Annotated in this window: 17 protein-coding genes; 8 read left to right on the forward strand and 9 right to left on the reverse strand. The window is 69.3% G+C overall.

Features of this window, described 5'->3' with window-relative positions:
• Positions 1-138: 138 nt before the first annotated feature.
• The 4 genes from AC3AGO_RS01465 to AC3AGO_RS01480 form a co-directional block, all read right to left on the reverse strand.
• Complete coding sequence (locus AC3AGO_RS01465) at positions 139-1,143, reverse strand: UDP-glucuronic acid decarboxylase family protein (protein ID WP_487818230.1); 1,005 nt, start codon at positions 1,141-1,143, stop codon at positions 139-141.
• Between the two features lie 167 nt (positions 1,144-1,310).
• Positions 1,311-2,045, reverse strand: a complete 735-nt coding sequence (locus AC3AGO_RS01470; protein ID WP_487818231.1) for an SDR family NAD(P)-dependent oxidoreductase — start codon at positions 2,043-2,045, stop codon at positions 1,311-1,313.
• Positions 2,046-2,059: 14 nt separating this feature from the next.
• The gene (locus AC3AGO_RS01475; protein ID WP_487818232.1) at positions 2,060-3,451 is read right to left on the reverse strand and encodes an FAD-dependent oxidoreductase; all 1,392 of its coding nucleotides are present in this window, start codon (positions 3,449-3,451) and stop codon (positions 2,060-2,062) included.
• Positions 3,448-5,238 (reverse strand): aminotransferase class I/II-fold pyridoxal phosphate-dependent enzyme, encoded by a 1,791-nt coding sequence (locus AC3AGO_RS01480; RefSeq protein ID WP_487818233.1) that lies wholly within the window; start codon positions 5,236-5,238, stop codon positions 3,448-3,450. Before AC3AGO_RS01480 ends, AC3AGO_RS01475 begins: the two co-directional genes overlap by 4 nt.
• Positions 5,239-5,344: 106 nt before the next feature.
• On the opposite strand from AC3AGO_RS01480, the gene AC3AGO_RS01485 reads away from it, so the two are divergent.
• The gene (locus tag AC3AGO_RS01485; protein ID WP_487824507.1) at positions 5,345-6,550 is read left to right on the forward strand and encodes a metallophosphoesterase; all 1,206 of its coding nucleotides are present in this window, start codon (positions 5,345-5,347) and stop codon (positions 6,548-6,550) included.
• 114 nt (positions 6,551-6,664) lie between these two features.
• Here AC3AGO_RS01485 and AC3AGO_RS01490 read toward each other — a convergent pair whose 3' ends face one another.
• A complete protein-coding gene (locus tag AC3AGO_RS01490; RefSeq protein WP_487818234.1) occupies positions 6,665-7,981 on the reverse strand; it encodes an MFS transporter in 1,317 nt (438 codons plus the stop codon).
• 71 nt (positions 7,982-8,052) lie between these two features.
• Here AC3AGO_RS01490 and AC3AGO_RS01495 point away from each other — a divergent pair, with 71 nt between their 5' ends.
• The 5 genes from AC3AGO_RS01495 (at position 8,053) to AC3AGO_RS01515 (ending at position 15,827) form a co-directional block, all read left to right on the forward strand.
• Complete coding sequence (locus AC3AGO_RS01495; RefSeq protein WP_487818235.1) at positions 8,053-9,060, forward strand: GlxA family transcriptional regulator; 1,008 nt, start codon at positions 8,053-8,055, stop codon at positions 9,058-9,060.
• Positions 9,061-9,410: 350 nt separating this feature from the next.
• Positions 9,411-12,209 carry a SpoIIE family protein phosphatase gene (locus tag AC3AGO_RS01500; RefSeq protein ID WP_487818236.1) on the forward strand — a complete coding sequence of 933 codons (2,799 nt, stop codon included), beginning with the start codon at positions 9,411-9,413 and terminating at the stop codon, positions 12,207-12,209.
• Between the two features lie 349 nt (positions 12,210-12,558).
• Positions 12,559-13,320, forward strand: a complete 762-nt coding sequence (locus AC3AGO_RS01505) for a DeoR/GlpR family DNA-binding transcription regulator (protein ID WP_487818237.1) — start codon at positions 12,559-12,561, stop codon at positions 13,318-13,320.
• A gap of 85 nt (positions 13,321-13,405) precedes the next feature.
• Positions 13,406-14,404, forward strand: a complete 999-nt coding sequence (locus tag AC3AGO_RS01510; RefSeq protein ID WP_487818238.1) for a zinc-dependent alcohol dehydrogenase family protein — start codon at positions 13,406-13,408, stop codon at positions 14,402-14,404.
• Between the two features lie 13 nt (positions 14,405-14,417).
• Positions 14,418-15,827: a sugar porter family MFS transporter gene (locus AC3AGO_RS01515; protein WP_487818239.1), complete on the forward strand. Its 1,410-nt coding sequence runs from the start codon at positions 14,418-14,420 to the stop codon at positions 15,825-15,827.
• Positions 15,828-16,013: 186 nt separating this feature from the next.
• Here AC3AGO_RS01515 and AC3AGO_RS01520 read toward each other — a convergent pair whose 3' ends face one another.
• The gene (locus tag AC3AGO_RS01520; RefSeq protein ID WP_487818240.1) at positions 16,014-16,445 is read right to left on the reverse strand and encodes a nitroreductase family deazaflavin-dependent oxidoreductase; all 432 of its coding nucleotides are present in this window, start codon (positions 16,443-16,445) and stop codon (positions 16,014-16,016) included.
• Between the two features lie 255 nt (positions 16,446-16,700).
• Positions 16,701-17,153, reverse strand: coding sequence for an iron chaperone (locus tag AC3AGO_RS01525; RefSeq protein ID WP_487818241.1), 453 nt, complete (start codon positions 17,151-17,153; stop codon positions 16,701-16,703).
• A gap of 159 nt (positions 17,154-17,312) precedes the next feature.
• On the opposite strand from AC3AGO_RS01525, the gene AC3AGO_RS01530 reads away from it, so the two are divergent.
• Positions 17,313-17,942, forward strand: a complete 630-nt coding sequence (locus tag AC3AGO_RS01530) for a TetR/AcrR family transcriptional regulator (RefSeq protein WP_487818242.1) — start codon at positions 17,313-17,315, stop codon at positions 17,940-17,942.
• 182 nt (positions 17,943-18,124) lie between these two features.
• On the opposite strand, the gene AC3AGO_RS01535 is transcribed toward AC3AGO_RS01530, so the two are convergent.
• Positions 18,125-20,227 carry a SpoIIE family protein phosphatase gene (locus AC3AGO_RS01535; RefSeq protein WP_487818243.1) on the reverse strand — a complete coding sequence of 701 codons (2,103 nt, stop codon included), beginning with the start codon at positions 20,225-20,227 and terminating at the stop codon, positions 18,125-18,127.
• 259 nt (positions 20,228-20,486) lie between these two features.
• Between AC3AGO_RS01535 and AC3AGO_RS01540 the strand changes: the two genes are divergently transcribed.
• Positions 20,487-21,932, forward strand: a complete 1,446-nt coding sequence (locus tag AC3AGO_RS01540) for a threonine/serine exporter family protein (RefSeq protein ID WP_487818244.1) — start codon at positions 20,487-20,489, stop codon at positions 21,930-21,932.
• 853 nt (positions 21,933-22,785) lie between these two features.
• On the opposite strand, the gene AC3AGO_RS01545 is transcribed toward AC3AGO_RS01540, so the two are convergent.
• A complete protein-coding gene (locus tag AC3AGO_RS01545) occupies positions 22,786-23,889 on the reverse strand; it encodes a mandelate racemase/muconate lactonizing enzyme family protein (RefSeq protein ID WP_487818245.1) in 1,104 nt (367 codons plus the stop codon).
• Between the last annotated feature and the right edge of the window lie 18 nt (positions 23,890-23,907).

Below are 23,907 nucleotides of genomic sequence, written 5' to 3' on the forward strand. Positions count from 1 at the left end.
AGTGAGGGGCCGGGCCGGGCGACGCCGTGTTGGACGGCCTTGTACCGGACGACGCTGTATCCGTCGACGCTGTCCTGGCCGGCCCTGTCCTGGTCGGCGTTGTCCTCGTCGACGCTGTCTCGGGGGCTGTCGTTTCCGTCATCGGGAAGCCCCCTGCTGTGCTGCGACGGGCCGCGCCCGGCTGCTGCCGGGGCACTGCGCATCGGCCAGGGCCAGTCGGCGGGAGAAGTCGGCGACGGTGCGGCGCAGTCCCTCCTCCAGGTCGGTCTTCGGCTCCCAGTCGAACAGCGCGTCGGCGCGCGAGATGTCGGGACGGCGGCGGGTGGGGTCGTCCTCGGGCAGCGGCTGGAGGACCAGTTCGGACGGCGAGCCGGCGAGCCGCTTGATCTCCTTGGCGAGCTGCTCGACGGTGGTCTCCCGCGGGTTGCCCAGGTTCACCGGCTCGGCGCCGGTTTCGGCCTCCATGAAGCGGACGATGGCCTCGACGAGGTCGTCGACGTAGCAGAAGGACCGTGTCTGGCTGCCGTCGCCGTAGAGGGTCAGGGGTTCGCCGCGCAGCGCCTGCACCGCGAAGTTCGACACCACCCTGCCGTCGTTCTCGTGCATGCGCGGGCCGTACGTGTTGAAGATCCGTCCGAGCCGGATCTGCACGCCGTACTGCCGCGCGAAGCTGACCGCGAGCGCCTCCGCACAGCGCTTTCCCTCGTCGTAACACGCCCTGGGACCGATGGGATTGACGTGCCCCCAGTAGTTCTCCTGCTGGGGATGCGTCTCGGGGTCGCCGTACACCTCGGAGGTGGACGAGACGAACAGCCGGGCGCCGGTTTCCCGTGCCAGTTCCAGAGTGTTCAACGTGCCTTGCACGCAGGTACGGATGGTCCGCACCGGATTCCGCTGGTAATGCACGGGGGAAGCCGGACAGGCTAGGTGGTAGATGTGGTCGACTTCGATGTGCATCGGCTCGGCGACGTCGTGCCGCTCGAATTCGAAGTGGGGGTTGCCCAGCAGGTGGCCGATGTTGCGGCGCCGTCCGGTGAAGAGGTTGTCCATGCAGACGACTTCATGGCCTTCGTCCAGTAATCGCTCGCAGAGATGCGACCCGATGAATCCGGCGCCACCTGTGACAAGAACGCGTTTACGCATGGGCGGGTTGGCCTTTCTGTACGCGGTGCGGAATCGGGCCTTACGCGTTGGGGAGGAGCCCCACGCGTTGCGGAGCCCTGCTCTGTGCGGAGCCCTGCTCTGTGCGGAGCTCTACTCGGTGACGGGGGCGCGGTGTTGAGGAGCCGAGGGAGCAGCCGGCGGGTCGTCTACCGCATCGAGAGGCCGCCGTTGCAGTCGATCGTTTCTCCGGTGAGGAAGGTGCTCTCGACCAGGTACGCGACCGTACGCGCGACGTCGTCCACCGTTCCCGCGCGCTTGAGCGGGGTGCTCTCGATGAACTGCCGCATCTTCGCCTCGGGTGTCACGCGCTCGTGGAAGCGGGTGTCGATGATGCCGGGCGCCACCGCGTTGACGCGGACGAGCGGGGCGAGTTCGTTGGCGGCGCCCCGGGTGAATGCGTCCAAGGCGGCCTTGGACGCGCCGTACGCCGTCGCGGTCGGCGCCCCGTGACGCATGGCGATCGAGGTCACGTTCACGACACACGGGCGGATTCCCTTGCGGAGAAGTCCGGTGCACAGACTGGTCATTCGCATCGCCGAGAAGGTGTTCAACGCGAACGTCGCCACGAGGTGATCCCATGTGAGGCCCTCGACGGACTGCCGCTCGATCATTCCGCCCGCGTTGTTGACGAGGACGTCCAGTGCGTCGGCGCGCTTGCTGATCTCCTCGAACAGCGCCGTGCAGCCCGCTTCCGTACTCAGATCCGCCTCGACCACCTCGATACCGGCGCTGACGCACTTCAGCTCGTCCTGCAGGGCGAGGGCGTCCGCTTTCGACGTGTGGTACTGCAGAATGAGCCGGTTTCCGGGGGCGAGCCACCTGGCCGTCTCCGCACCGATTCCCATGCCGGCACCCGTGATCACAATGGTTTGCGGCGACATGCATTCCTCCCTTCTCAACTGAACCTGAGGGCAAGCGCCTTGGGCACCCGCATATTGGCCGCGTGCTTCTCCGCCCGAGCGGTCAGCGATTCCGGCTTCCCGGCCCAGTCGGGCACCGTGTCCCAGCAGGTGCGCGTGGCACCGGCGAGAATCTCCCGGGCCTCGTCCGCCTCCACATTTCCGGCCGCCAGGGAGTGCTCCAGGGCCAGCGCCAGTTCCTTCCTGGCATTGACCGCGCACATGGTCCACTTGGGCAGCACAGTCATCGTGGCACCGGAATGGACACCGAATACTCCGATGTTCCGCCGCATACGCGAGTCGGAGACCGTGTTGATGGCGACCTTCAGATAGGTCCCCAGGATCTCGGACTTGCTCAGCTCCGGGTAGAAGTCCCGCAGCCGGAGCACCGTCCGCTCGGCGCGCTCCCGCACTTCCGGATGGCCTTCGGCGAGGTAGCCCGCGTACTCGGCCGGGAATTCGCAGGAGACCGGGTCCATCACGATGTTCATCATGTGCGCGGCCGGCGGATGGTAGATCATCGCGACGTGCTCGTTGAGCGGACTGAGCATTCCTCCGTAGGAGTCCTCCAGCTTCAGGCAGGTGAAGTTCTTGTCCGTGCCGTCGGGGAGGTCGACGTAGAGGATCTCCCGCAGGGCCATGAAGAGCTTCGGGAACTCGATTTCCGGGTTGAGCCGCTTGGCCATTCCGAAGGCCGCCGTCGCGCAGCAGAGGCTGACCTGGTCCGCGACCAGGGTGTGTCCGGTGCCGTCGGCCGCCGTGTAGCGGATTTCGTACCGGCCGTCGGCGCGGCGGTTCACCGGCCCCACAGTGCTGCCTTCGCGGAAGTCCACACCGCACAGCCGCAGTTCCCACTCCAGCACCGTGGAGACGAGCACCGGGTTCATTCCCCGCTGCGGGGTCAGGAAGCCGGCCGCCACATCTGCGACGCCCTCCACCGCCGGGACCTCGCGACAGATTTCCGACGGCTCGCCGAAGACGGCGTTCGCCGGGTCCTCCTCACAACGCCGGGCATAGTGCGTGCGGATGACGTCCATGTTCGCGCGGCACTGGCCGACGATGTCGTGACCGTCGTCCATCATGCTCCGGGAGGCGATGATGCGGCTGTACGTCTTGCCGCCGTAAATCACCTCGGGGAAGAAGCGCTCGTTCTCGATACGGCCGTCCAGGCAGTCCCGTGCGCTCTGCGGGTCGAAGGGGTACTCGGCACCGCTGTGGTTCTCACTGACGATGTTGCTGGTCTGTGTGCACACGGGGTACGTGTCGGCGGAGTGCGCCCGCTGCTTCTCCAGGACGATGACGTCGTATCCGGCGCGGCTTCGGGTGATCGCGGCGAGGCATCCGGCGACCCCCGCGCCGATCACCACGTGGAGTTCCTTGCGCTTCATTTCCCGCCCTCCTGGATTCCGGCGGTCGCGTATTCCGCGTGAACACGCTGGAGCGCGGCGGCGACACCGCGGATGTCGTCCTCCGTGTGGTTGGCCGCAATGCACAGCCGCAGCTGTGCGGACTTGCGGCGGACGATGGGAAAGAAGACGACGGAGACGAAGTAGCCGGCGTCGAGAAGTTCCTCGCCGGCCTTCAGGGCGCTCTCCTCGTCCCCGATCGGAACCATCCGAATGGGGCTGAACGGCAGTGAGTACCCCATGAGTTCGTCGAACAGCGCCACCCGGTCGCGCAAGGTCTGCTGCAGAGGGGCGATCGCCCCTTCCCGGTGCAGCTCCACCACGGCGCGGCACGCGTACACCGCCTGGAAGGTCTGCGCCGCGGAGAACGCGTAGACCTGGCCGTAGGAGCGGATCAGCTGCTCCCGCCACTCGCCCCGAACGAGCAGACCGCCGCCGTAGGCACCGAATCCCTTCGAGAGCGAGTAGGTCAGGATGACGCGGTCGGGGAGATCGCCCTCGATCTGGCTGAGGAACTGGCCTTCGCCCCGCTCCCCGAAGATGCCGAGGCCGTGGGCGTCGTCGATATAGAGGAAGAAGTCCAATTCCTCTGCCAGATCGAAGAGTTCACGCGCCGGGCAGAGGCCCCCCATCGAGTAGATGCCGTCGGCCACGTAGACCGGCACCTCTCCCCGCGCACGCGCGGCCGTGACCTGCTGCCTGAGCGCGTCGAGCGAGTTGTGGGAAACCGTCTCCACCGTCGCTTCGGCAGCCAGCACCGGCTTCAGATACTGCATGGACGAGTGGGCGAACTGGTCGAAGATCAGGCACGTCTTGTGCGTCTCGCCCTCCTCGAAAAGTACGCCGCCGGCCAGCAGCGGCATGAGCGAGATGTGTGCGGTGGTCGTCGAGGGAAAGGTGATGGCGCGCCCCCGCAACAGAGCCGACAACTCCTCCTCGAGGAGCCGCTGCGGCTCGACGGAGAAACGTGAACGAGCACAGCAGAAGTTCATGCCCCACTCCTCCTCCACCGACTTCGATGCCGTGACCACGCGAGGATGGAGATCCAGCCCGAGGTAGGAGCAGTTGACGAACTCGACCACGTCCCGTCCGTCCGGAAGAAAGACGCTCTTCCCCTTGCGGCCTGTGATGCTCACCTGCATCAGACTGCTGCCGACCGCGCGCTCGTATTGAGCGGACGATTCCTTGATGACAAACGGGGTGTTCCTGAGACGGACAGAGCCGGATGTTGACGCCATGGAGATCTCCACGAGGATTCGGACGCTGCGGACATGCGCACTGCACGCCGTGGAAAGCGCATGGCCGCACAGGCGCGCAGTCGCAGTCGGTGCTCCCGCGGAGGCGGGAGCCCGGTACACGCGGACCAACCTAGAAACCCGCCCTGCAAGGGAGATGCAGCCCACCTGCAACGGGCAGTAAGGGGACCGGAAAAGTTGGCCCCTTGAGGAGCGCTTGAGGAGCGCCTGAGTGCGACTGCCGGTACAACCGCCGCCTGCCGAGCGGCGGTTGCTGCGGTTGCGGATCCGGTCGGCCGGCTCGGCGATGGTGGCGCGGATACCGCGGGCGCGCAGGTGGGTCCGGTTCGCCCGGGAGCCGTAGGCCGTGCAGAAGACACACGGGTGCCGGGGATCGCAGGCGCGAGGTGATCCGTACTGCCGTCCGCGGCACCTGCGCCATCTCCACGGCGGCCGACCCGCGACAATGAAGGCTGGTGGCGAGACAACAGAAGCGAGGGGCGGCGCAGATCCTGTGACAAGCAGCGAATCCATTCAGTCGGAATCGGACCCGCAAAAGGTCAGTGAGGGGCCGGAGACCGTCATGGCCGCCGACCCCGAGGCCGCGGCCGGATCCGTGCCCGGAGCCGGGACCGCGCCCGTGCCGGAAGCCGGGACCGAGGGCGAGGGCGAGGGCTCGAGCCCACGACGGCCCAAGCGTCAACGGCTGGGCAGGACCGCGGTCTTGCTCGTCCTCGCGCTGCTGTTCTTCCTGCCCTGGTGGACACTTTTCGCCTCGGGCGCCGGCTGGCCCCTTCCGGTCTTCCTGGCCGGTACGGTCGTCTTCGCCTGCGGGCTGGTTTCGTTCCCGTTCCTGATGGTCGCGGGCCACGGACGCCGGCGGAGCGACCGGGCGGCTCGCATCGCCGACACCACCCTCGGGGTGATCTGGGTGCTGTTCGTCTGGTCGGCGCTCGGCGGTGTGGTGCACCTCCTGCTGACCGTGTTCGGCCTCGGCGGCGCAACCCCGGCCAGGATCGTCGCCGTGGCCGTCGCCGTGGTCGCGGCCGGGCTGCTGTCCTGGGGACACCACGAGGCCATGCGCGTACCCCGGGTGAGGAGGCTGGACGTCACCGTCCCACGGCTCGGACGCGGCCTGGACGGGGCGAAGATCGTCGTGCTGGCCGACACCCACTACGGGCCGATCAACCGTGCCGCCTGGTCCACGCGCGTCGCGGAGGCGGTCAACGCGTTGGAAGCGGACGTCGTCATCCACGCCGGCGACATCGCCGACGGCACCCCCGCCCAACGCCTGGAGCAGTCCGCACCGCTCGGGACAGTCCGGTCGCGGCTGGCGAAGGTCTACGTCACGGGGAACCACGAGTACTTCGGCGAAGCGCAGGGCTGGCTGGACCGCATGGCGGAACTGGGCTGGGAAGCGCTGCACAACCGCCATGTCGTGGTGGAGCGCGGCGGGGACTCCCTCGTCCTCGCGGGCGTGGACGATGTCACCGCCGAGTTCTCCGGCCTGGCCGGCCACCGCGCGAACCTCATCGGCGCGTTGGCGGGGGCAGACCCGGACCTGCCGGTCCTGCTCGTCGCCCACCAGCCCAAGTACATCCGGCAGGCCGCCGCCGCAGACATCGACCTGCAGGTCTCCGGGCACACGCACGGCGGCCAGATCTGGCCGTTCCATTTCCTCGTCCGGCTCGAACAGCCGGTGGTGCAGGGGCTGAGCCGGCACGGCGAGCGAACTCAGCTCTACACCAGCCGGGGCACCGGCTTCTGGGGGCCGCCCTTCCGCGTCTTCGCACCGAGCGAGATCACCCTGATCACCCTGCGGTCGGGCAGCGGGCCGGCTTCGTGAAGCGTGTCGTGCGGTAGATGCCGCAGCCGCTGAGAGCCGGTGTCAGGGTCCGATGTCGGCCGCGGTGGCGGACAGTTGCCGACCGTCACCGGAGAACGCACGGGCCCTCGCCGTTCAGGGCGCGGAACGGTCGGCCGGTGCATGCGGCGTACGTGCCGGAGCGGACGCTGTTTCCGGTTCCGCTCGGGCGGGGGCCGGGCCGTGCGTGGCGCGGTACGTGGTCCAGGCGAGGGTCACTACGGCCAGGGCGGCAGCCAGCGTCATCAACTGCGGCGCCGTCAGCGCATGCCCGAGCACGGCCAGCACGTACGGTGCGCCGAACCCGAGGTAGGCGAGGGCCTGGAAGACCGCGGTGAGCCGGCCCAGGTTCCGGGGGCTCGCCATCCGCTGCACCTCCATGAGCCCGCAGACCAGGCAGCAGCCGTAGCCCGCACCGAGCACCAACGCCGTCACGGCGATGAGCCACCACTGCGCGCTCGCCGCCGCCACCGCGCTGAGTGCCAGTCCGCCCGCCACGATGCCCAGCGCGGTCGCGATGAGGCGGGGCTTCTCCGGATGGTGGACCCGACGAGCGAGCGGCTGCACCAGGATCCCGGCGACCATGGTCATCGTCGTGACGAACGCGCTGAACATCAGCGCGTCGTCCCCGAGTTGCTCCCGCACCAGCCCGGGCAGATAGGCCATCGCGATCGAGGACGCGCCGAACACCCACGGCGCCAGCGGGGCGACGACGCTCCAGAACCGGTGGCTGCTCGCCCGGGGCAGCCGCAGAGGGGCCCAGAGCGCGGCGCTCGCGTTCGCCCCGTGCGTTTCCGCAGCGCGCAGCACCAGCGGCACGGCGGCCAGGGTGAGCACCACGTGGGGCAGGTAGGAGACGACGACCGGCCGCGGCCCGAACTGCGCCAGCAGACCGGCGACCAGCGGCCCGACGGCGAATCCCGTGGTCATACCGATCGTCGCGCGCCGGGCACCGGCATGTGGGTCCCGGCGGGAGTCGCTGACGGTGAGTTCCTTGATCCACGCGGTGCCCGCGCTGAACGCCGCCCCGCTGGCGGCACCCGCCACCAGCCGTCCGGCGAACAGCCACCCGGTCCCCGAGCCGGCCAGCATGAGCAGTCCGCTGGCGAGCGCGGAAGTCATCAGCGCGGGCGCCAGTATCCGCCGGCGCCCGTACCGGTCGGAAAGCGGACCGCCCAGCAGCAGCCCGGGGATGAGCCCCACCGCGTACAGGGCGTACGTCGCCGAGACGGTCGTCGTCGCCACGCCCAGTTCGGAGCGGTACATGAGCAGCAGCGGCGCGAACTGGTTCGCCCCCCAGCCGACTGCCGCGACGCCCAGCGCGATCGCCAGCCAGGCATGGCCGCCGATGCCGGAGTGCTGCGCGTCTCCCGTTCGGGGCCCGGGGTGTACGTGGGATTTCTGCTCGGTCATGACAACGACGCTCCCCGTCACCGCCGCCGGCCACAACCGGCAGGAATGCCGTCGTGCGTACAATTTGTGCCATGGCTGCTGTCGCGTTGGCCGTCACCGACGGAATGCCCCTGTTCGAACTGGCGATTCCCTGCACGATCTTCGGGCCCGGCAATCCGGACGCCGCCGCGGCCGGCTACGAGCTCATCGTCTGCTCCTCCCCCGGCGCCCGCGTCGGGGGATGGCTGCGCTCGGAGACACCGCACACCCTCGATGACCTGGTGGACGCCGACACGGTGATCGTTCCCGCCTGCGACGAGGCCCTGGACGTACCTCCCGCCGACCTCGTCGAAGCGGTACGTGAGGCGCACGAACGGGGCGCGCGCATCGCCTCGATCTGCACGGGAGCGTTCGTACTGGCCGCCGCCGGGCTGCTCGACGGACGCCGCGCGACGACCCACTGGATGCACGCCCCGAAACTGACCGAGCGCTACCCGTCGGTTCGGGTGGACCCCGGCGTGCTGTACATCGATGACGGTGACGTGCTCACCGCGGCGGGACAAGCCGCCGGCATCGACCTCTGCCTGCACATGGTCCGCACCGACTTCGGCGCGACGACGGCCAATACGCTCGCACGGCGGCTGGTGGTGGCCCCGCACCGTGCGGGCGGACAGGCCCAGTTCATCCACGCGCCCCTGACCGGGGCCGACGGCACCGAGCCGGGCACGGACCGGTACGACATGTCGCGCGTGCTCGAAGAGACGCTGGAACGGCTCGACGAACCGGTCACGGTCGCCGACCTCGCCCGCCGGGCGAACATGAGCCTGCGCCATTTCAACCGCCGGTTCGTCGCACTCACCGGCACCAGCCCCCTGCAGTGGCTCCTCACCCAACGCATCCGCCACGCACAGGAACTGCTCGAATCAACCGACGACAGCATCGGGCACATCGCCGAAGCGGTCGGCATGGGCACAGCGGCAACCATGCGCCGCCACTTCAACCGCATCCTCGGCGTCTCCCCGGCCACCTACAGGTCCACCTTCACCGAAGCCCAGGCCCTGAGCGCCAACACTTCCCGCTCCGCGACCGACAACGCCTGACCCACTTCTCCGCCCAAGTCCCCACGCAGAAACGCTGAGAGCGGCGACCTGCCCACCGTATGAGGACCGGAGCTGACAGGCCGTCATAGCCGGTCAACCGAGCAATCGCACGCGGCAAATGGGATGCCCGTCCAACGCCCTGTAGGGCGGGCCCAGTTCGGCAACCTCGCAAGGGCATGCCGGAGGCCCTGTGGGTGGGTGGCCGGGCCGTTCAGACCAGCACATCCGGCCCGAACCGCTCCACCGCAGTCCGCGCACGCGCACGCGCACCACGACCGGCCGCACCGAACACGGCGATCTCCATAGTGGAAGCTCGGGCCTGGGGCGGAGAAGGGTGTTAGGAATGGGCCATGAAGCTGCCTTTCCGCCGCTCCCGTAGCCGGCCGGAGCGACCGTCCGCCGGCTCAGGAGAGCGGGGGCTCCCCCTGCTGCGGCTGCGCAGCGCGGCCGGTCAGGTCTTCATGCTGCAGGTCTTGCTGGTGCTTCTGCTGGTCGCGGCTGCGGTGGCGGCCCAGGTGGTGGAGGCGCAGCGGGACGCCACGAGCCGGGCCCGGGAGAAATCGGTCGCCGTGGCCCAGTCGTTCGCGCACGCCCCGGGGGTGGCGAAGGCGATGCAGGGCCCGCATCCGTCGAAGGAGCTTCAGCCGCTCACCGAGGCAGCCCGCAAGGACGCGGGTGTCGCCTTCGTCGTGCTCATGAACCGGGACGGGATCCGCTACACCCAGCCCGACCCGTCACTGATCGGGAAGAAGTTCGTCGGCGCGATCGGGCCCTCGCTGCGTGGCCGCACCACCGTGGAGACGGTCACCGGACCCCTCACCGGCAAGGACACCGAATTCGTCCAGGCGGTGGTGCCCGTGCGGGCCTCCGACGGCGCCATCGTCGGCATGTCGTCGGCGGGAGTCACCATCCGCAGCGTCACCGGCATGATCAACCAGCAGCTCCCGATCATCCTCGGTGCCGGTGCCGGGGCTCTTGTGGCCGTCACTGCCGGGACCGCCCTGGTGTCCAGACGGCTGATGCGTCAGACGCACGGTCTCGGGCCTGCTGAGATGACGCGCATGTACGAGCACCACGACGCCGTCCTGCACGCGGTACGGGAGGGCGTGCTCATCCTCGGCTCCGGCGGGCACCTGGTACTGGCCAACGACGAGGCGCGCCGCCTGCTGGATCTGCCCGCCGATACCGAGCGCCGGCACGTGAGCGAGCTGGGTCTGGACGAGGCTGTGGCGCAGCTGCTGGCCTCGGGACAGCCCGTCACCGACGAAGTGCTTCTGTCCGGGGACCGGCTGCTGGCGGTGAACATCCGACCCGCCTCACCGCGCGGCGGGGAGCCCGGCAGCGTGGTGACGCTCCGCGACACCACCGAGCTGTCAGCCGTCTCGGGCCGCGCACAGGTGGCGCGGGAACGGCTGAAACTGCTGTACGACTCGGGGGTGCGGATCGGCATGACGCTGGACGTGTCGCGCACGGCCACGGAGCTGGCCACGGTGGCGGTGCCCGGCTTCGCCGACCTGGCAGCGGTCGACCTGCTGGACGAGGTCGTACGCGGCCAGGAACCGCCCCCGCAGGTCCAACGCCGAGTGCGGCGGGTGGCGTTCAGCGACGAGCCGGCAGGACTGCCGTTGTACGGGGTCGGGGAAGCGATCACGTTCCGGTCCGGTTCGCCACAGGCGCGGGCCCTCGATGCGGAGCACGCGGTGCTGGAGCCGGATCTGCGACGCGCGGAGGCGTGGGAGCGCCACGACCCGGATGGTGCGCTGCGGGTACCGGAGTACGGCCTGCACTCGATGATCACCGTACCGCTGCGGGCCAGGGGCATGATCCTGGGTATCGCGCACTTCTGGCGCCGCGGCGACTCGCCCGCCTTCGACGAGGACGATGTGTCCTTCTCAGAAGAGCTGGCGGCGCGGGCCACGGTGGCCATCGACAACGCGCGCCGCTACACCCGCGAGCACGCGATGGCGGTAACCCTGCAGCGCAGCCTGCTGCCCCGCGGTCTGCCCGAGCACGCCGCGCTGGAGGCCGCCTGGCGCTATGTGCCGGCCGAAGCGGGCGTGGGCGGCGACTGGTTCGACGTCATCCCCCTCTCCGGGGCGCGTGTTGCCCTCGTCGTAGGTGACGTGGTCGGGCACGGGATGCACGCTGCGGCGACGATGGGCCGGCTGCGCACCGCCGTACACAACTTCTCCGCCCTCGACCTGTCGCCCGACGAGCTCCTCGCCCGTCTCGACGAACTCGTCGCCCGTATCGATGACGAGGACAGCCGCACCGACCACGCGAGCGAGCGGCAGTACGAAGAGGTGGCCGGGGCGACGTGTCTGTACGCCATCTACGACCCCGTCACCGGCTCTTGCACGCTGTCCCGCGCCGGGCACCACTGCCCTGCCGCGGTGTACCCGGACGGCACCGTCAGCTACGTGGACGTCCCCGGCTCCCCTCCGCTCGGCGTGGGGGGCCACCCCTTCGAGACCGTGGAAGTGCACCTGCCCGCCGGCGCTCAACTCGTTCTGTACACCGACGGCCTGGTCGAGAACCGGAACCGGGACATCGACACCGGTCTCGACGCGCTCCGCGCGGCTCTGGAGGAGACGGCGGGCAGCAGCCCCGAGGACACCGCTCGTGCGGTCGCGGACGCCGTCATACCCGAGCACCCCTCTGACGATGTCGCGCTGCTGGTCGCGCGCACCCGGCGGCTCGACCCGTCCCAGGTCGCCGAATGGCACGTGGAGAACGCCCCCTCGGCAGTGGCGCCGGTACGAACGGAATGCGCCGAGCGACTGCGCGAGTGGGGCATGGAGGAGATCGGCCACACCACCGAGCTGATCCTCAGCGAGCTGATCACCAACGCGGTCCGCTACGGCCGGCCGCCGATCCAGGTCCGGCTCCTGCATGTTGACGACAGCCTCATCTGCGAGGTCTCGGACGGCAGCGGAACCTCACCGCATCTTCGCCACACGTCCACCACGGACGAGGGCGGGCGAGGTCTCTTCCTCGTCGCGCAGTTCGCGCACCGCTGGGGAACCCGCTACACACCGGGTGGCAAGGTGATCTGGACCGAGCAGTACCTGCGTGGCGGAGCCTCTGCCCACCCCGCCGAACAGCTGCCGGTCGATGCGCTGTTGGACCAGTTCGACGACGAGGGCTGAGCCCGCGCCTTCCTTCCGAGCCGAAGGCTCGGTGGACTGGAGTAACCCGCGCCTGGCGTGCGTGGCTGGCGAGTTCTCCCGCTACGACAAGCCCGCAGTGCAGATGACCGGGCACCGATCTGGGTGGGCGCGAAACGGGCTCGGGGGCTGGGGGAAACGGGCACTCGGCGGGCGCGCTGACGTTTCCGTCGCGGGCGTGAGCCGGGCGATGGCGCGGTGAAACGGTCAGAAACAGTCACACCGCTGGGGGTTTCTTTCCTGTTCAGCAGGTGTGAAGACTTGGTTGAATCAAGCCGTGTGCCCGAACGGGCATCGCAGTCCGTGAAGAGGCCCGGAGAGGAGGTGTGGGGTGAACACCGAGGAGCGCCGTCGCCGGATGCTGGAGTTCATCCGGCACACCGGGTCGGTCGACGTGATCCAGCTCGCCTCGGGCTTCGACGTGTCCAAGGAGACGGTGCGCCGCGATCTCGGCGCGCTGGAGGCGCACGGGCTCGTACGGCGTACGCACGGCGGCGCGTATCCCGTGGAGAGCGCGGGTTTCGAGACCACTCTCGACTTCCGCCGGACGCAGCATGTGCCGCAGAAGTCGCGGATCGCGGAGGCGGCCGTGCAGCTCTTGGACGGCGCGGAGACGGTCTTCATCGACGAGGGCTTCACGCCCAAGCTCATCGCGGACGCGCTGCCCCGTGACCGGCCGTTGACCGTCGTCACGGCGTCCCTCGCGGTCGCAGGCTCGCTGGCCGGTTCGGAGAACGTCGGCGTGCTGCTCCTCGGCGGCCGTGTTCGCGGCGGCACGCTGGCCACCATCGGCCACTGGGCGGTCCGGATGCTGTCCACGTTCGTCATCGACCTGGCGTTCGTGGGCGCCAACGGGATCTCCCGTGACCACGGGCTGACCACCCCCGATCCGGTGGTCGGCGAGCTCAAGGCGCAGGTGGTGCGCAGTGCCCGCCGGCGGGTCTTCGCCGGGGTGCACACCAAGTTCGGTGCGGTGAGTTTCTCCCGGTTCGCCGAGGTGGCCGATCTCGACGCGATCGTCACCGATGTGGGGCTGCCGCTGTCCGAGGCCAGCCGCTACTCGTATCTGGGGCCGCAGGTCATCCGCGTCTGAGCCGCCCCCTTCCTCATCAACCCCGCCGGGCCGGGGTTCCGCATGCCCGGAACCGGTCATCCCCATCCAGCCGAAGGAGCATCCGATGCGCGCAGTCGTCTTCACCGGGCCCGGTGACTTCACCACCACGGAGATACCCGATCCGAGCCCCGCCGCGGGAGAGGTGGTGGTCGAGGTCGCCTCGTGCGGGCTGTGCGGTACGGACATGCACATCCTCGGCGGCGAGCTGCCCTCGGCGCGCTACCCGCTCGTACCGGGGCACGAGTTGACCGGCACGGTCGTCGCGCGGGGAGAGGGCGTGACCACGCCGGCCGTCGGTACGCGGGTGGCCGTCGATCCGAACATGCCGTGCGGTGCCTGCCACTACTGCCGGATCGGCCGCGGGAACCTCTGCGACGAGTACAAAGCGGTCGGCGTCACGCGCGACGGCGGCTTCGCCGAGCTCGTCGCGGTCCCGGCGCGCTGCTGTTACGCCCTGCCGGACTCCCTGTCCGACGCGGCGGCGGGTCTGGTGGAGCCGCTCTCGTGTGCGGTGCACGGCATGAACCGGCTGCCGCGCCGGCCCGCCGAGCACTATCTGATCTACGGCGCGGGCACCATGGGCCTGATGATGGCGGCCGTCGTCCGCAGCGCGGGGGCGGCTTCGGTCTCCGTGGTCGACCCCAACGAGGAGCGGCTGACGTTCGCCAAGTCCTTCGCGGCCGACGCCACCGCGACCGGGGCCGCGGCGTTCGACCGGCCGCAGGGGTTCGAGGTCGTGATCGACGCGACGGGCGTGGTCGCCGCCATCGAGGACGGTCTGGGCCGGGTCCGCAAGGGCGGAACTTTCCTGCAGTTCGGGGTCGCCGATCCGGAGCACACCGCGGCCATGTCTCCGTTCCGGGTCTACAACAGCGAGATCGACATCCTCGGTTCGATGGCGGTCCACAACAGCTTCCAGCCCGCCATCGACCTGCTCGCCTCCGGTCTGAACCTCGACCCCCTGGTCAGCGACGTCTTCGGGCTGGACCGGTTCGACGACGCGGTCGCCGCGTTCCGCTCCGGCACCGGCCGGAAGATCCACATCACCCCGGCCGGACGCTGAGAGGGAGAGCACCGTGAAGAAGCGTATGAACAACGCCATGATCTGGGTCTTCGGCGCTCTCGGCGGGATCCTGTGGGGCTACGACACCGGCGTGATCTCCGGCGCGATGCTCTTCATCAAGGACGACATCGAACTCACTCCCTTCCTCGAAGGCGCGGTCGTCAGCGGCCTGTTGGTGGGTGCCATGCTCGGCGCCAGGGTCTGCGGCAGGCTGTCCGACGCCTGGGGCCGCCGCCGGGTCATCCTCGCCTCCTCCGGCGTCTTCATCGTCGGCACCCTGGGCTCGGCTCTCGCCGGCGGCGCCTGGTCGCTCATCGCGTTCCGCTGCGTCATGGGCGTCGGCGTCGGTATCGCCTCGGTGGTCGTGCCGCTCTATCTGACCGAGCTGGCGCCCAAGCACGTACGCGGCTGCCTCACCTCGCTCATGCAACTCCTCGTGACGGTCGGGATTTTCCTCGCCTACGTCACGGACTTCCTGCTGCACGACTCCGGCGCCTGGCGCTGGATGATCGGCATCGGCGTGTTCCCGGCCGCGGTCCTCGCGCTCGGCATCCTCGTACAGCCGGAGAGTCCGCGCTGGCTGGTCGGCAAGGGCCGCAAGGACGAGGCCCGCCGCGTCCTCGACCGGCTCCGCGGCGACGAACAGGCCGCCCACGACGAACTCGCCGAGATCGAGGAGACCGTACGTACCGAACGTGGAAGCAGCGAACGTCTCGGCCTGTCGCACCTGTTGTCGCCGACACTGCGGCGCACCTTCGCGGCCGGGATGCTGCTGGTCTTCTTCCAGAACTTCGTCGGCATCAACACGATCATCTACTACGCGCCCACGCTGCTGACCGACATCGGCTTCGGGGACAGCGGCGCGATCGCGGCGACCATGGGAGTCGGCGCGCTCAACATGCTGATGACGCTGCCCGCGATGCGGCTCATCGACCGCAACGGCCGCAAGCCGCTGCTGCTTTGGGGCGCGCTCGGCATGTGCGCGGCCATGCTGCTGCTCACGATCTCCAACCTGGCCGGACTGGGTTACGGCCCGCTGCTGTCGGTCCTCACCCTGTCCGGCATCGCCCTCTACATCGCGTCCTTCGCCGTGTCCTGGGGCCCGGTGCAGTGGGTGATGCTCCCCGAACTGTTCCCCCTGCGGCTCCGGGCGTCCGCGGTGAGCCTGTGCGTGACATTCAACTGGCTGTCCAACATGGCGGTTGCACTCGTCTTCCCGGCCCTGCTCAAGGCAGTGGGACCGGGCGTCAACTTCCTCTTCTTCGCAGTGATGACGCTGCTCGCCTACGTCTTCGTCCGCAGGATGCTGCCCGAGACCAAGGGCCGCAGCCTGGAGGAGATCGAACAGGACCTGCTGGGCGACGCGGCACGAACGCCCACTTCGGACGAACCGGCGGAACACGCGGTGACGGTCAAGTCCTGAGCGCCGCCCCTGCGCGCCCGTCGCCATCGCGGTGGACGCGCTGTTCCGCCACTCGCGTTCGCCCGCCGGGGACCCAAGGCTCCTCTGCCCTGGGTCCGCGGCAATGTTTCGCGCACGGGGGGCGCCTCCGGATCGACTCAGGTTCTTTCACGGTGCTGCTGGGACGCGGACGCCGCCCGCAGGCCGCTATTTCGGTTCGAGCACGAAGACGGGGATCTGCCGGTCGGTCTTCTGCTGGTACTCGGCGTACGAGGGGAACGCCGCGACGGCACGGTCCCACCACTCGGCCCGCTCGGCGCCCTCCGCCTCGCGGGCGACGTACTCCTTCGTCACGGTCCCGTCCTGCAGCGGGAACTCGGGATACGCCTTGATGTTGTAGTACCAGCCGGGGTGTTCGGGCGCGCCGCCCTTGGACGCGATCACCGCGTACTTGCCGTCGTGCTCCACCCGCATCAAGGGGGTGTAGCGCAGCTTGCCGCTCTTCGCGCCGCGCAGGGTCAGCATCACGACCGGCGAGCCGAGGATGTCGATGCCTTCGGTGGTACCGGTCTCCAGGATCTTCCGCGTCTGGTCCTTCACCCAGTCGATGGGCAGGAATTCCACAGTCTCATCCGCCATACCTGACTCCAACACACCTCGACCCGCTGCCATTCCGCACGTGCGGGCCATTGCTTCCAGGGCGCTGTCCAAGGACGGCAATCGCGACTCCGCGACTCGCGTCATGACCACCGCGGCCCGCGACTCCGAGCGACTCCCCTGGCCGGCCGAGCTACCACCAGACGATGCCGCCCAGCTGGTCGCAGAACTACTCGGAGAAGGACCTCGCCTGACGTGAGGCGGCGACCCGCTGGGCAGCCATTCTGAAACGACCAGTCAGCGCACCGCCTGCTTCACAAGCGCACCGATCCGAGCCTCCACCTCGGCCGTCACCTCCGTCAGGGCAAAACCGGCCGCCCACATGGTGCCCTCGTCCAGCTTCGCCTGATCGCTGAACCCGAGCGTCGCGTAGCGCGCTTTGAACTTCTCCGCGCTCTGGAAGAAGCACACAACCTTGCCGTCCAGCGCGTATGCGGGCATGCCATACCAGAGCTTCGGCTCGAGGGTCGGGGCGCCGGCGGTGATGACGGCATGGACGCGCTCAGCCATGACCCGGTCGGAGCCTCGCATCTCGGCGATCTTCGCGAGTACGTCCCGCTTCGCCTCCGCCTCCTTGTCCGCACGCGAGCTGCGGCGTGCCGCCGTCTTCAGCTCGCGGGCATGGTCTTTCATTGCGGCTCGTTCCTCGGTGGTGAATCCCTCGTGCGCGCTGAGTTCGGTGCTGCTCATGGGCGATCTCCCTGCGAAGGCCAGACGTACTGGAACTTGATTGCGCAGGAGGCGGCATCCCACCCCTGCTATCGGCACGAGCCGTGCCGATAGCGTGCGACTATTGCGCACAACCCACGTCAGCGTCAACGGCACACCTCGTGCCGTTATGGTGGCGGCATGACCAACACGCCCACCACACCGAGACGTCGAGGCGCCGCGCGCACCGACGAGCTGCTGCAGGCAACCCTCGATCTGGCTGCGGAGGTCGGCTACGCGGGTCTGAGTATCGAGGCGGTCGGCCGACGAGCCGGGGTCGGAAAACACACGATCTACCGACGCTGGCCGTCCATGCCCGCGTTGCTGCTCGACGCGCTCAGCCGCGTGTGGACCAGCGACCTGGACTACCGCGACACCGGGGACGTCCGCGCGGATTTGCGCGAACAGTTCCTACGCTCGGGCCTCGCCCTCTCCAGCCCGCCGATCGGCCCCGTCTACCGCGCCATCATCGCCGAGGCTCAGGCCGATTCCCGGCTGCGCGCGACGTTGCACGAGCGATTCCTGGCCACCGTGGAGCAGAGCACGCTCGCTCGGATCACCCGTGCCCAGCACACCGGTGAACTGATCGCGGAAGCGAACTTGGAGTTCGCCGCCGAGGTGCTGTGCGGCACGCTGTACTACCGCAGCCTGCTGTCGACCCGCCCCATCGACGAGGAGGCGGTCGACGGATTGCTGGATATGTTCATGGCCGCCTACGGAGCCGGCCGTGAAAATTCGACCGCGCAAGGCGGTCCCGCTCTCCCCATCTGAAGGCCGGGCAGGTCGCAGCCGTACAGCGCAGTCGGGCGACTCCTGGTTTCCCCGGGTTTACGTCTCTGAAGACGCTGCGGGGCGTCGCCCGTGAGTATGGGTGTGGAGCCGAGGCTGTGAGCCGGCCGGCACCAGGTAGAACCACGGGGCCTTCCGGTAGTTGATGTGCTGCGTAAGCCTCGTCAGGGATGTTGCCCTGTCGGTGCCTGTCCGTCGTGGGGGTTGTTCTGGGCGAGGAGGAGCGCGACGTCGTCGCCGGCGCCGGGGTTGCGCAGGCGTTCCAGGAGGAGGTCGCAGGTGTCCTCCAAGGGGTGCCGGGGGCCGGTGAGGAGGTCGAGGAGGATCTCAAGTCGGCTGTCGATGGGGTCAGTTCGGGTTTCGACGAGGCCGTCGGTGTAGAGCAGGAGGCGGCTGTGCGGGGCGAGGGTGAGCCGGTGTGTGGTGAAGGTGGTGCCGCCGATGCCGAGTGGGGGTCCGGGGGACGGGTTGATGAGTTCGGCGGTGCCGTCGGGGCGGGCCAGTGCGGGCGGCAGGTGTCCGGCGGTGGCGATCTCGCATTGGCCGGTGGCGGGTTGGCAGGTGACGTAGGTACAGGTGGCGAAGGAGGTCTCGAGGCTTTCGGCGAGCCAGTCCAGATGGTGCAGCACGTCGGCGGGAGGGACGTTGAGCCGGGCCATGGTTCGGGCGGCGGTGCGCAGTTGTCCCATGGTGGCGGCGGCCGTGACGCCGCTGCCCATGACGTCGCCGATGACCAGTGCCGTTTTGCCCTCTGCCAGGGGTAGCGCGTCGTACCAGTCGCCGCCGATCTCGGAGGTGTCATGGGCCGGGCGGTAGCGGGTGGCGATCTCGAGTCCTGGGCGCTCGGGCACGCGTAGGGGCAGCAGGGCGCGTTGCAGGGCGAGGGCGGTGTCGCGTTCGTGGCGGTACCAGCGGGCGTTGTCGATGCAGATGGCTGCCCGCTCGGCGAGTTCGCTGGCGAAGGCGCGGTCCTCGGCGTCGAAGGGACGTGGGTTGTGGACGCGCAGCAGTGAGAGTGCGCCCAGGACACAGCCGTGCGCGCTGAGGGGAACGGCCAGATAGGAGTGCGCGCCGGATCGGGCCAGGGTCTCGGAGTCGGGATCGCTGCCGACGCGCTTGAGTGTCTCGGCGTCCAGGCGCGGCACCACGACAGGGCGCCCCGTGGTCACGCATTGGGTGACCAGGCGGTCGGCGGCGTAGAGGGCGACCTCGCCGACCGGGTCGGCGGCCTGCGCTGCGTCGGTCGGCGGGCGGGCGGCGACAGCCAGGGGGCGGAAGGCTGCGCCTTCCCCGGTATCGGGCAGGGCGGGGTCGGCCGCTGTGAAGATCACGTCCAGCACGTCGACCGCGGCCACATCTGCCAGGTCATCCACCGCGATGTCCGCGAGCTCATGAGCGGTTCGCTCCAGATCCAGGGTGGAGCCGATCCGCACCCCGGCCTCGGCGAGGCTTGCCAGGCGCTTGCGTACGTGGGCGGCCTCGGCAGCCGCCTGGTACCGCTGGGTGTCATCGACCACGGAGACCCCCACGCCCACGACCCGTCCACGGCCGTCCTGCAGCCGGTAATACGAGGCCGACCATGCGTGCACGCGCTCGGGGTCAGGGTCGGTACTGAGGATGGACTGGTTCAAGATCGGCTGCCCGGAAGCCAGTACTCGGCGCATGAGCGCTTCGATCTGGGAGGTGTCCGACATGGGGGCGACCTCGGAGGGACGCAGACCCACCGACTGACTGGCCGGCATCCCGTGGATCTCTTCCAGGGCGGGGTTGACCATCATGTACCGCAGGTCGGGATCAAGGACGGCCAGCCCGAACGGTGCGTGATGGAACAGGCGCGCGGCCAGCGCCAGACCGGTCTCCACCTCCCGCAGCTGCTTCTGGTCAGTGGCGATCCCCAGGGCGTACGTGCGGTGCTGCTCATCCCGGAGCGGCACATTGCGGAACTCCGTCTGGCAGAGGGTGCCGTCCTTGCAGCGCACGGGAAAACCGCCCGCCCACGATTCACCGGCCAGCACACGACTGAACAAATCCAGCGCCATGGGCTGGTGCAGCGGATCAACGAGGAGCTCGGCCGCGTACTGGCCCAGGGCTTCGTCCACGCTGTAGCCGAAGAGTCGCTCCGCCTCCGGGCTCCACAGCATGATCCGGCCCTCGTCATCGAGTACCGCCGCCGCGAGCCCCAGAAGATCCAGCAGGCCCCCGGGTTCGGAGGCCCCCTCCTCTCCCGACGGCCCGGCCGTGACGTTGTCCCGGTCCACATCGACCACCCTCTTCGGCAGACCTCCATCGGGCTGGCGAAGCCAGGCGCGCCCGCATCCCAGCGTGCTGCGGGCCTGTCCACGCCGCATGTCGGCGCACTGCGGACGTTGCGCTGGGGTGCGGCGATCAGCCCGGAAGGGGCAGATCGTGCGCGACGGCCGCACCTGGTCGGCGACCGTCGCGGGTGAGTGCGTCGCGTACCGGAAACCTCCGTTTTGTGCTCATAAGATGCATTGACTCTGTTTTCTCCCGCGTGGAAGGCCGTTCATGCCGCTGCGTTCCCTGCGTCCCGTGGGCCGTGTCGTCGCCCGGCAGCGTGCCCGTCGGCAGCGTCTGCAACGGCTGGAGCAGAACGAGGCCACGCTGCTGGACCGGCTCTACGGCACCGAGTACGAGAACCTCGTCCCTCCGCCGCCCCGGGACATCCCCCGCCACGAGGCGCAGGAGACCCTGCACTTCGCGCTGCGTCTGGGGCGGCAGCTGTTCCTGGCCGGGGCCGAGACGCGCGCGATCGAGTCGGCGCTCGTCGCGGTCACCGCGTCCTGGGGCCTGGACCATCTCGAAGTCGACATCACGGCGCGCTCCATCCAGATCCAGTACGCGCCGCCCGGCACCGAACCTCTGGTGATGCTTCTGGTCACCGGATCCGAAGACAGCCGTGATCTGCGGCAGTTGAGCGACCTGCACGCACTCACCCGGCAGATCGTCATCGACGGCGCCGGACTGGAGGCGGCCGAGGCGGAACTGTCCCGCATCATCCGCGCCAAGTCCGTGTGGCCGTGGTGGACATCGGTGGCCGGAGGTGCCGTACTCGCCGCGATGCTGTGCCTGCTCGCCTCCGGCACCGCGAAGGCGGCACTGCTGGCCCCGCTCGTCCTGCTGCTGCAGAACCGCGCGGGCTGGTTCCTCTCCCGCACCGGCCTGCCGACCTTTTACGTCACTGCCGTACAGACGGCCGTGGTGGTGGCGCTGACGGTGCTTCTGATCCGGGTCGGCGCGCTCAGCGGTGCGGAAGGCGCGAGTCTCGCGGCCGGCAACATGGTTCTGCTGCTGCCCATCCTCTCGGTGGTCTCGCTGGCGGAGGACGCCATTTCGGGCTTCCGGACGATGGCCGCGGCGCGGGTGATCTCCGTGGGGATGTTCCTGGCCGCGATGGTCAGCGGCGTCGTCATCGTCGGCTTCCTGCTCCTGGACGCGGACACCGACGCCCGCAACACCGCCTTCCGTGCCCTGCCGTTGCTCTTCACGCTGGTCACGGCCGCCGTCGGGGCGCTGGGCAATGCGGTGTTCATGGGCGGCGCGGTACGCCTGCTGCCGTACGCGACGGCGGCGGGCGTCCTCGGCGGCCTGGCCAACCAGGGTGCGCACCGCGTACTCGCGCTGCCGGCCCCGATGGCGATCCTTCTGGCCTCCACCGTGCTCGGCCTCTTCGGCGGCGCGCTGAGCCCGTACGTCCGTCTCCCGGCCCGCGCGATCATCGTCCCCGGCATCGCCGGGGCACTCCTGCCGGGCCCCGATGTCTACCGCAGCCTGCTCCAGTACAGCCTCGGCGTGCCGGGCGCCGGCGGCTACGCCGTCTCCGCGCTGGTCGGCACTGCAGCCATCGGCGCCGGCACGGTCCTGGGCCGCACTCTCGGCTCCGGCGCACAGCGCCAGTTCCACCGCGGAAAGCCCGCGGAGCACGTGAACTGGTCACCCTCTCACCGGCATTGATACTTCACCGCTCGTGGAGCCGTCGCCGGTCATGCGCCATAGCAGGAGGGGGCGAGCTGCCTGCCCCGGGTCGAGGTCCATGCGGAGGTCTGCCAGCGGTCCGGCAATCCCAGGCCGGTGAGGGCTGTCGGGACAGTCCGCGGGCGAGTGAGCCGGGCCGGCCCACAGTGTGCCGCGCTCATCAGCATGCGGCCGGAGCCCGAAAGCGGGGTGACCTGCAGGAGGAAACGCCGGGTGGCATCCTCACCGAGCCGGCAGCGATCGGTGGTCGACTCCGCGGTGAGTCCCGTGACCGCCCGGGGAGGCACGGGACTCACGCGCTGAAGTCCGGACGACGCCCGGGCGGCCGGCCCTCCCTGGGGCCCGCATTCATGCAACGGCATCCGCAGGAGGCCAACCAGATCCGCTTCCTCCCTGGGTCCGGCAGACCCCCTCACGCGCCGACCGCACGCCGGACCAAGGGCATCAGAGACGGACGAGGAACATCGGTGGACACGACGCTCGAGAACAACCCCTGGAACTGGGTTGCTGAGTCGGCGCTCGACGACGACCTTCCGCGTGACGCGGCAGGTCAGCCATTCCAGGCGGGCCGACGGCCGGGCAGGTCATGTCGTCGGCCAGGTAGCTGATCATTCCGAGCGAGAAGCCGGCCTCCTCGGCGCCAGATCAACCCCGGCAAGGTCTTCGAACTGGAGCTTCCCCTGGAACAGGCCGCAGAGGCGTACAAGGCGACAGGCGAGCGCCGCGCCGTCAAGGTCCTGCTGGGCCCCTGATCCCTTCAACGCTGCACGGCTCCCGGGCCGGGGACACCGCACGTTTCCCGGCCCGGAATCCCTCGTCCTCGTACTGCCGTTCAGAAGGACGCCACCGGCGTGCCGAAAAGGCTTTCGTCCGGCAGGACGCCCAGTCCCGGACCCTGCGGTCGCTTGATGTGGCCGCCCTCGACACGGATGCCGTTCTCCGGGTCGTAATGGCCTTCGATGTAAGGGGCCGCCAGCCAGACGCCCTCGAGCAGTTCGGGTGCCACGGTCGAGCCGATGTGGGTGCAGGCGGCGGCGATGATGTCGCCGCCCCAAGCGTCGTCGCAGGTGTGCGGGAGGTTGCGGGCAGCAGCTACGTCACGGAACGCGCGCATCGGGTGCAGCCCGCCGATCCGGGTGACCTTCATGCCGAATCCGTCGACAAGTCCCGTGCCGGCGGCGGTGATCACCGTGTTCAGGCTGGTGCCGTTCTCGTCCATGTAGAGGGCGTGGCTCACCTGCGGGCGGATCCTCTGCAGTTCCTCGACGGTGTTGCACGGCTGCTCCATGACGAAGGGGATATCCGGGCACTCCCGGCTCAGGCGCAGCGCGTCGCGAGTGGTGAGGCCGCGGTTGCCGTCAACTGCCAGGCGCGTTCCCGATCCGCGGATGACCTCCCAGACCTTGCGTACGGTCTCGATGTCCTCCCCGACCGGCCGCCCGCCCACCTTGACCTGGAGGCGCGGATACCCCTCGTCACGCTTCTCCTCCGCCAGGCGGGCAGTCTCGTCCGGCGTGCGGACGCCAGTGGCGTAGTACGACGGCACTCGATCCGTCACTGCGCCACCGAGCAGGTCGGACACACTGAGACCGAGGTGCTTGCCCAGCAGATCGTGCGCGGCGATGTCGATGGCGGCCTTGGCGTAGTTGTGGCCGTGCAGCAGGCCGCTCATACGCCGGTGCAACGGAACCGGCAGCACTTCGGCGCCGAGCAGTCCCGGCGCCATCTCGCTGAGTGCGGCGACCGCCCCGGTGGCGTGGGATTCGGCGTAGGCGGGGCCGACCGGGCAGGTTTCGCCCCACCCGACGAGCCCGTTGTCCGCCACCAGCTTGACCAGAGTCGTGGGCAGAGACCAGACCTCGGAATGCGACATCTTGTACGGGCCGTTGTGGACCGGCAAGTCGTGCCGGTAGACGTGAATTTCAGCGATCCTCATTGCCGTCCTTCGGAAGGG

It is taken from the genome of Streptomyces sp. BL1, assembly GCF_057628045.1.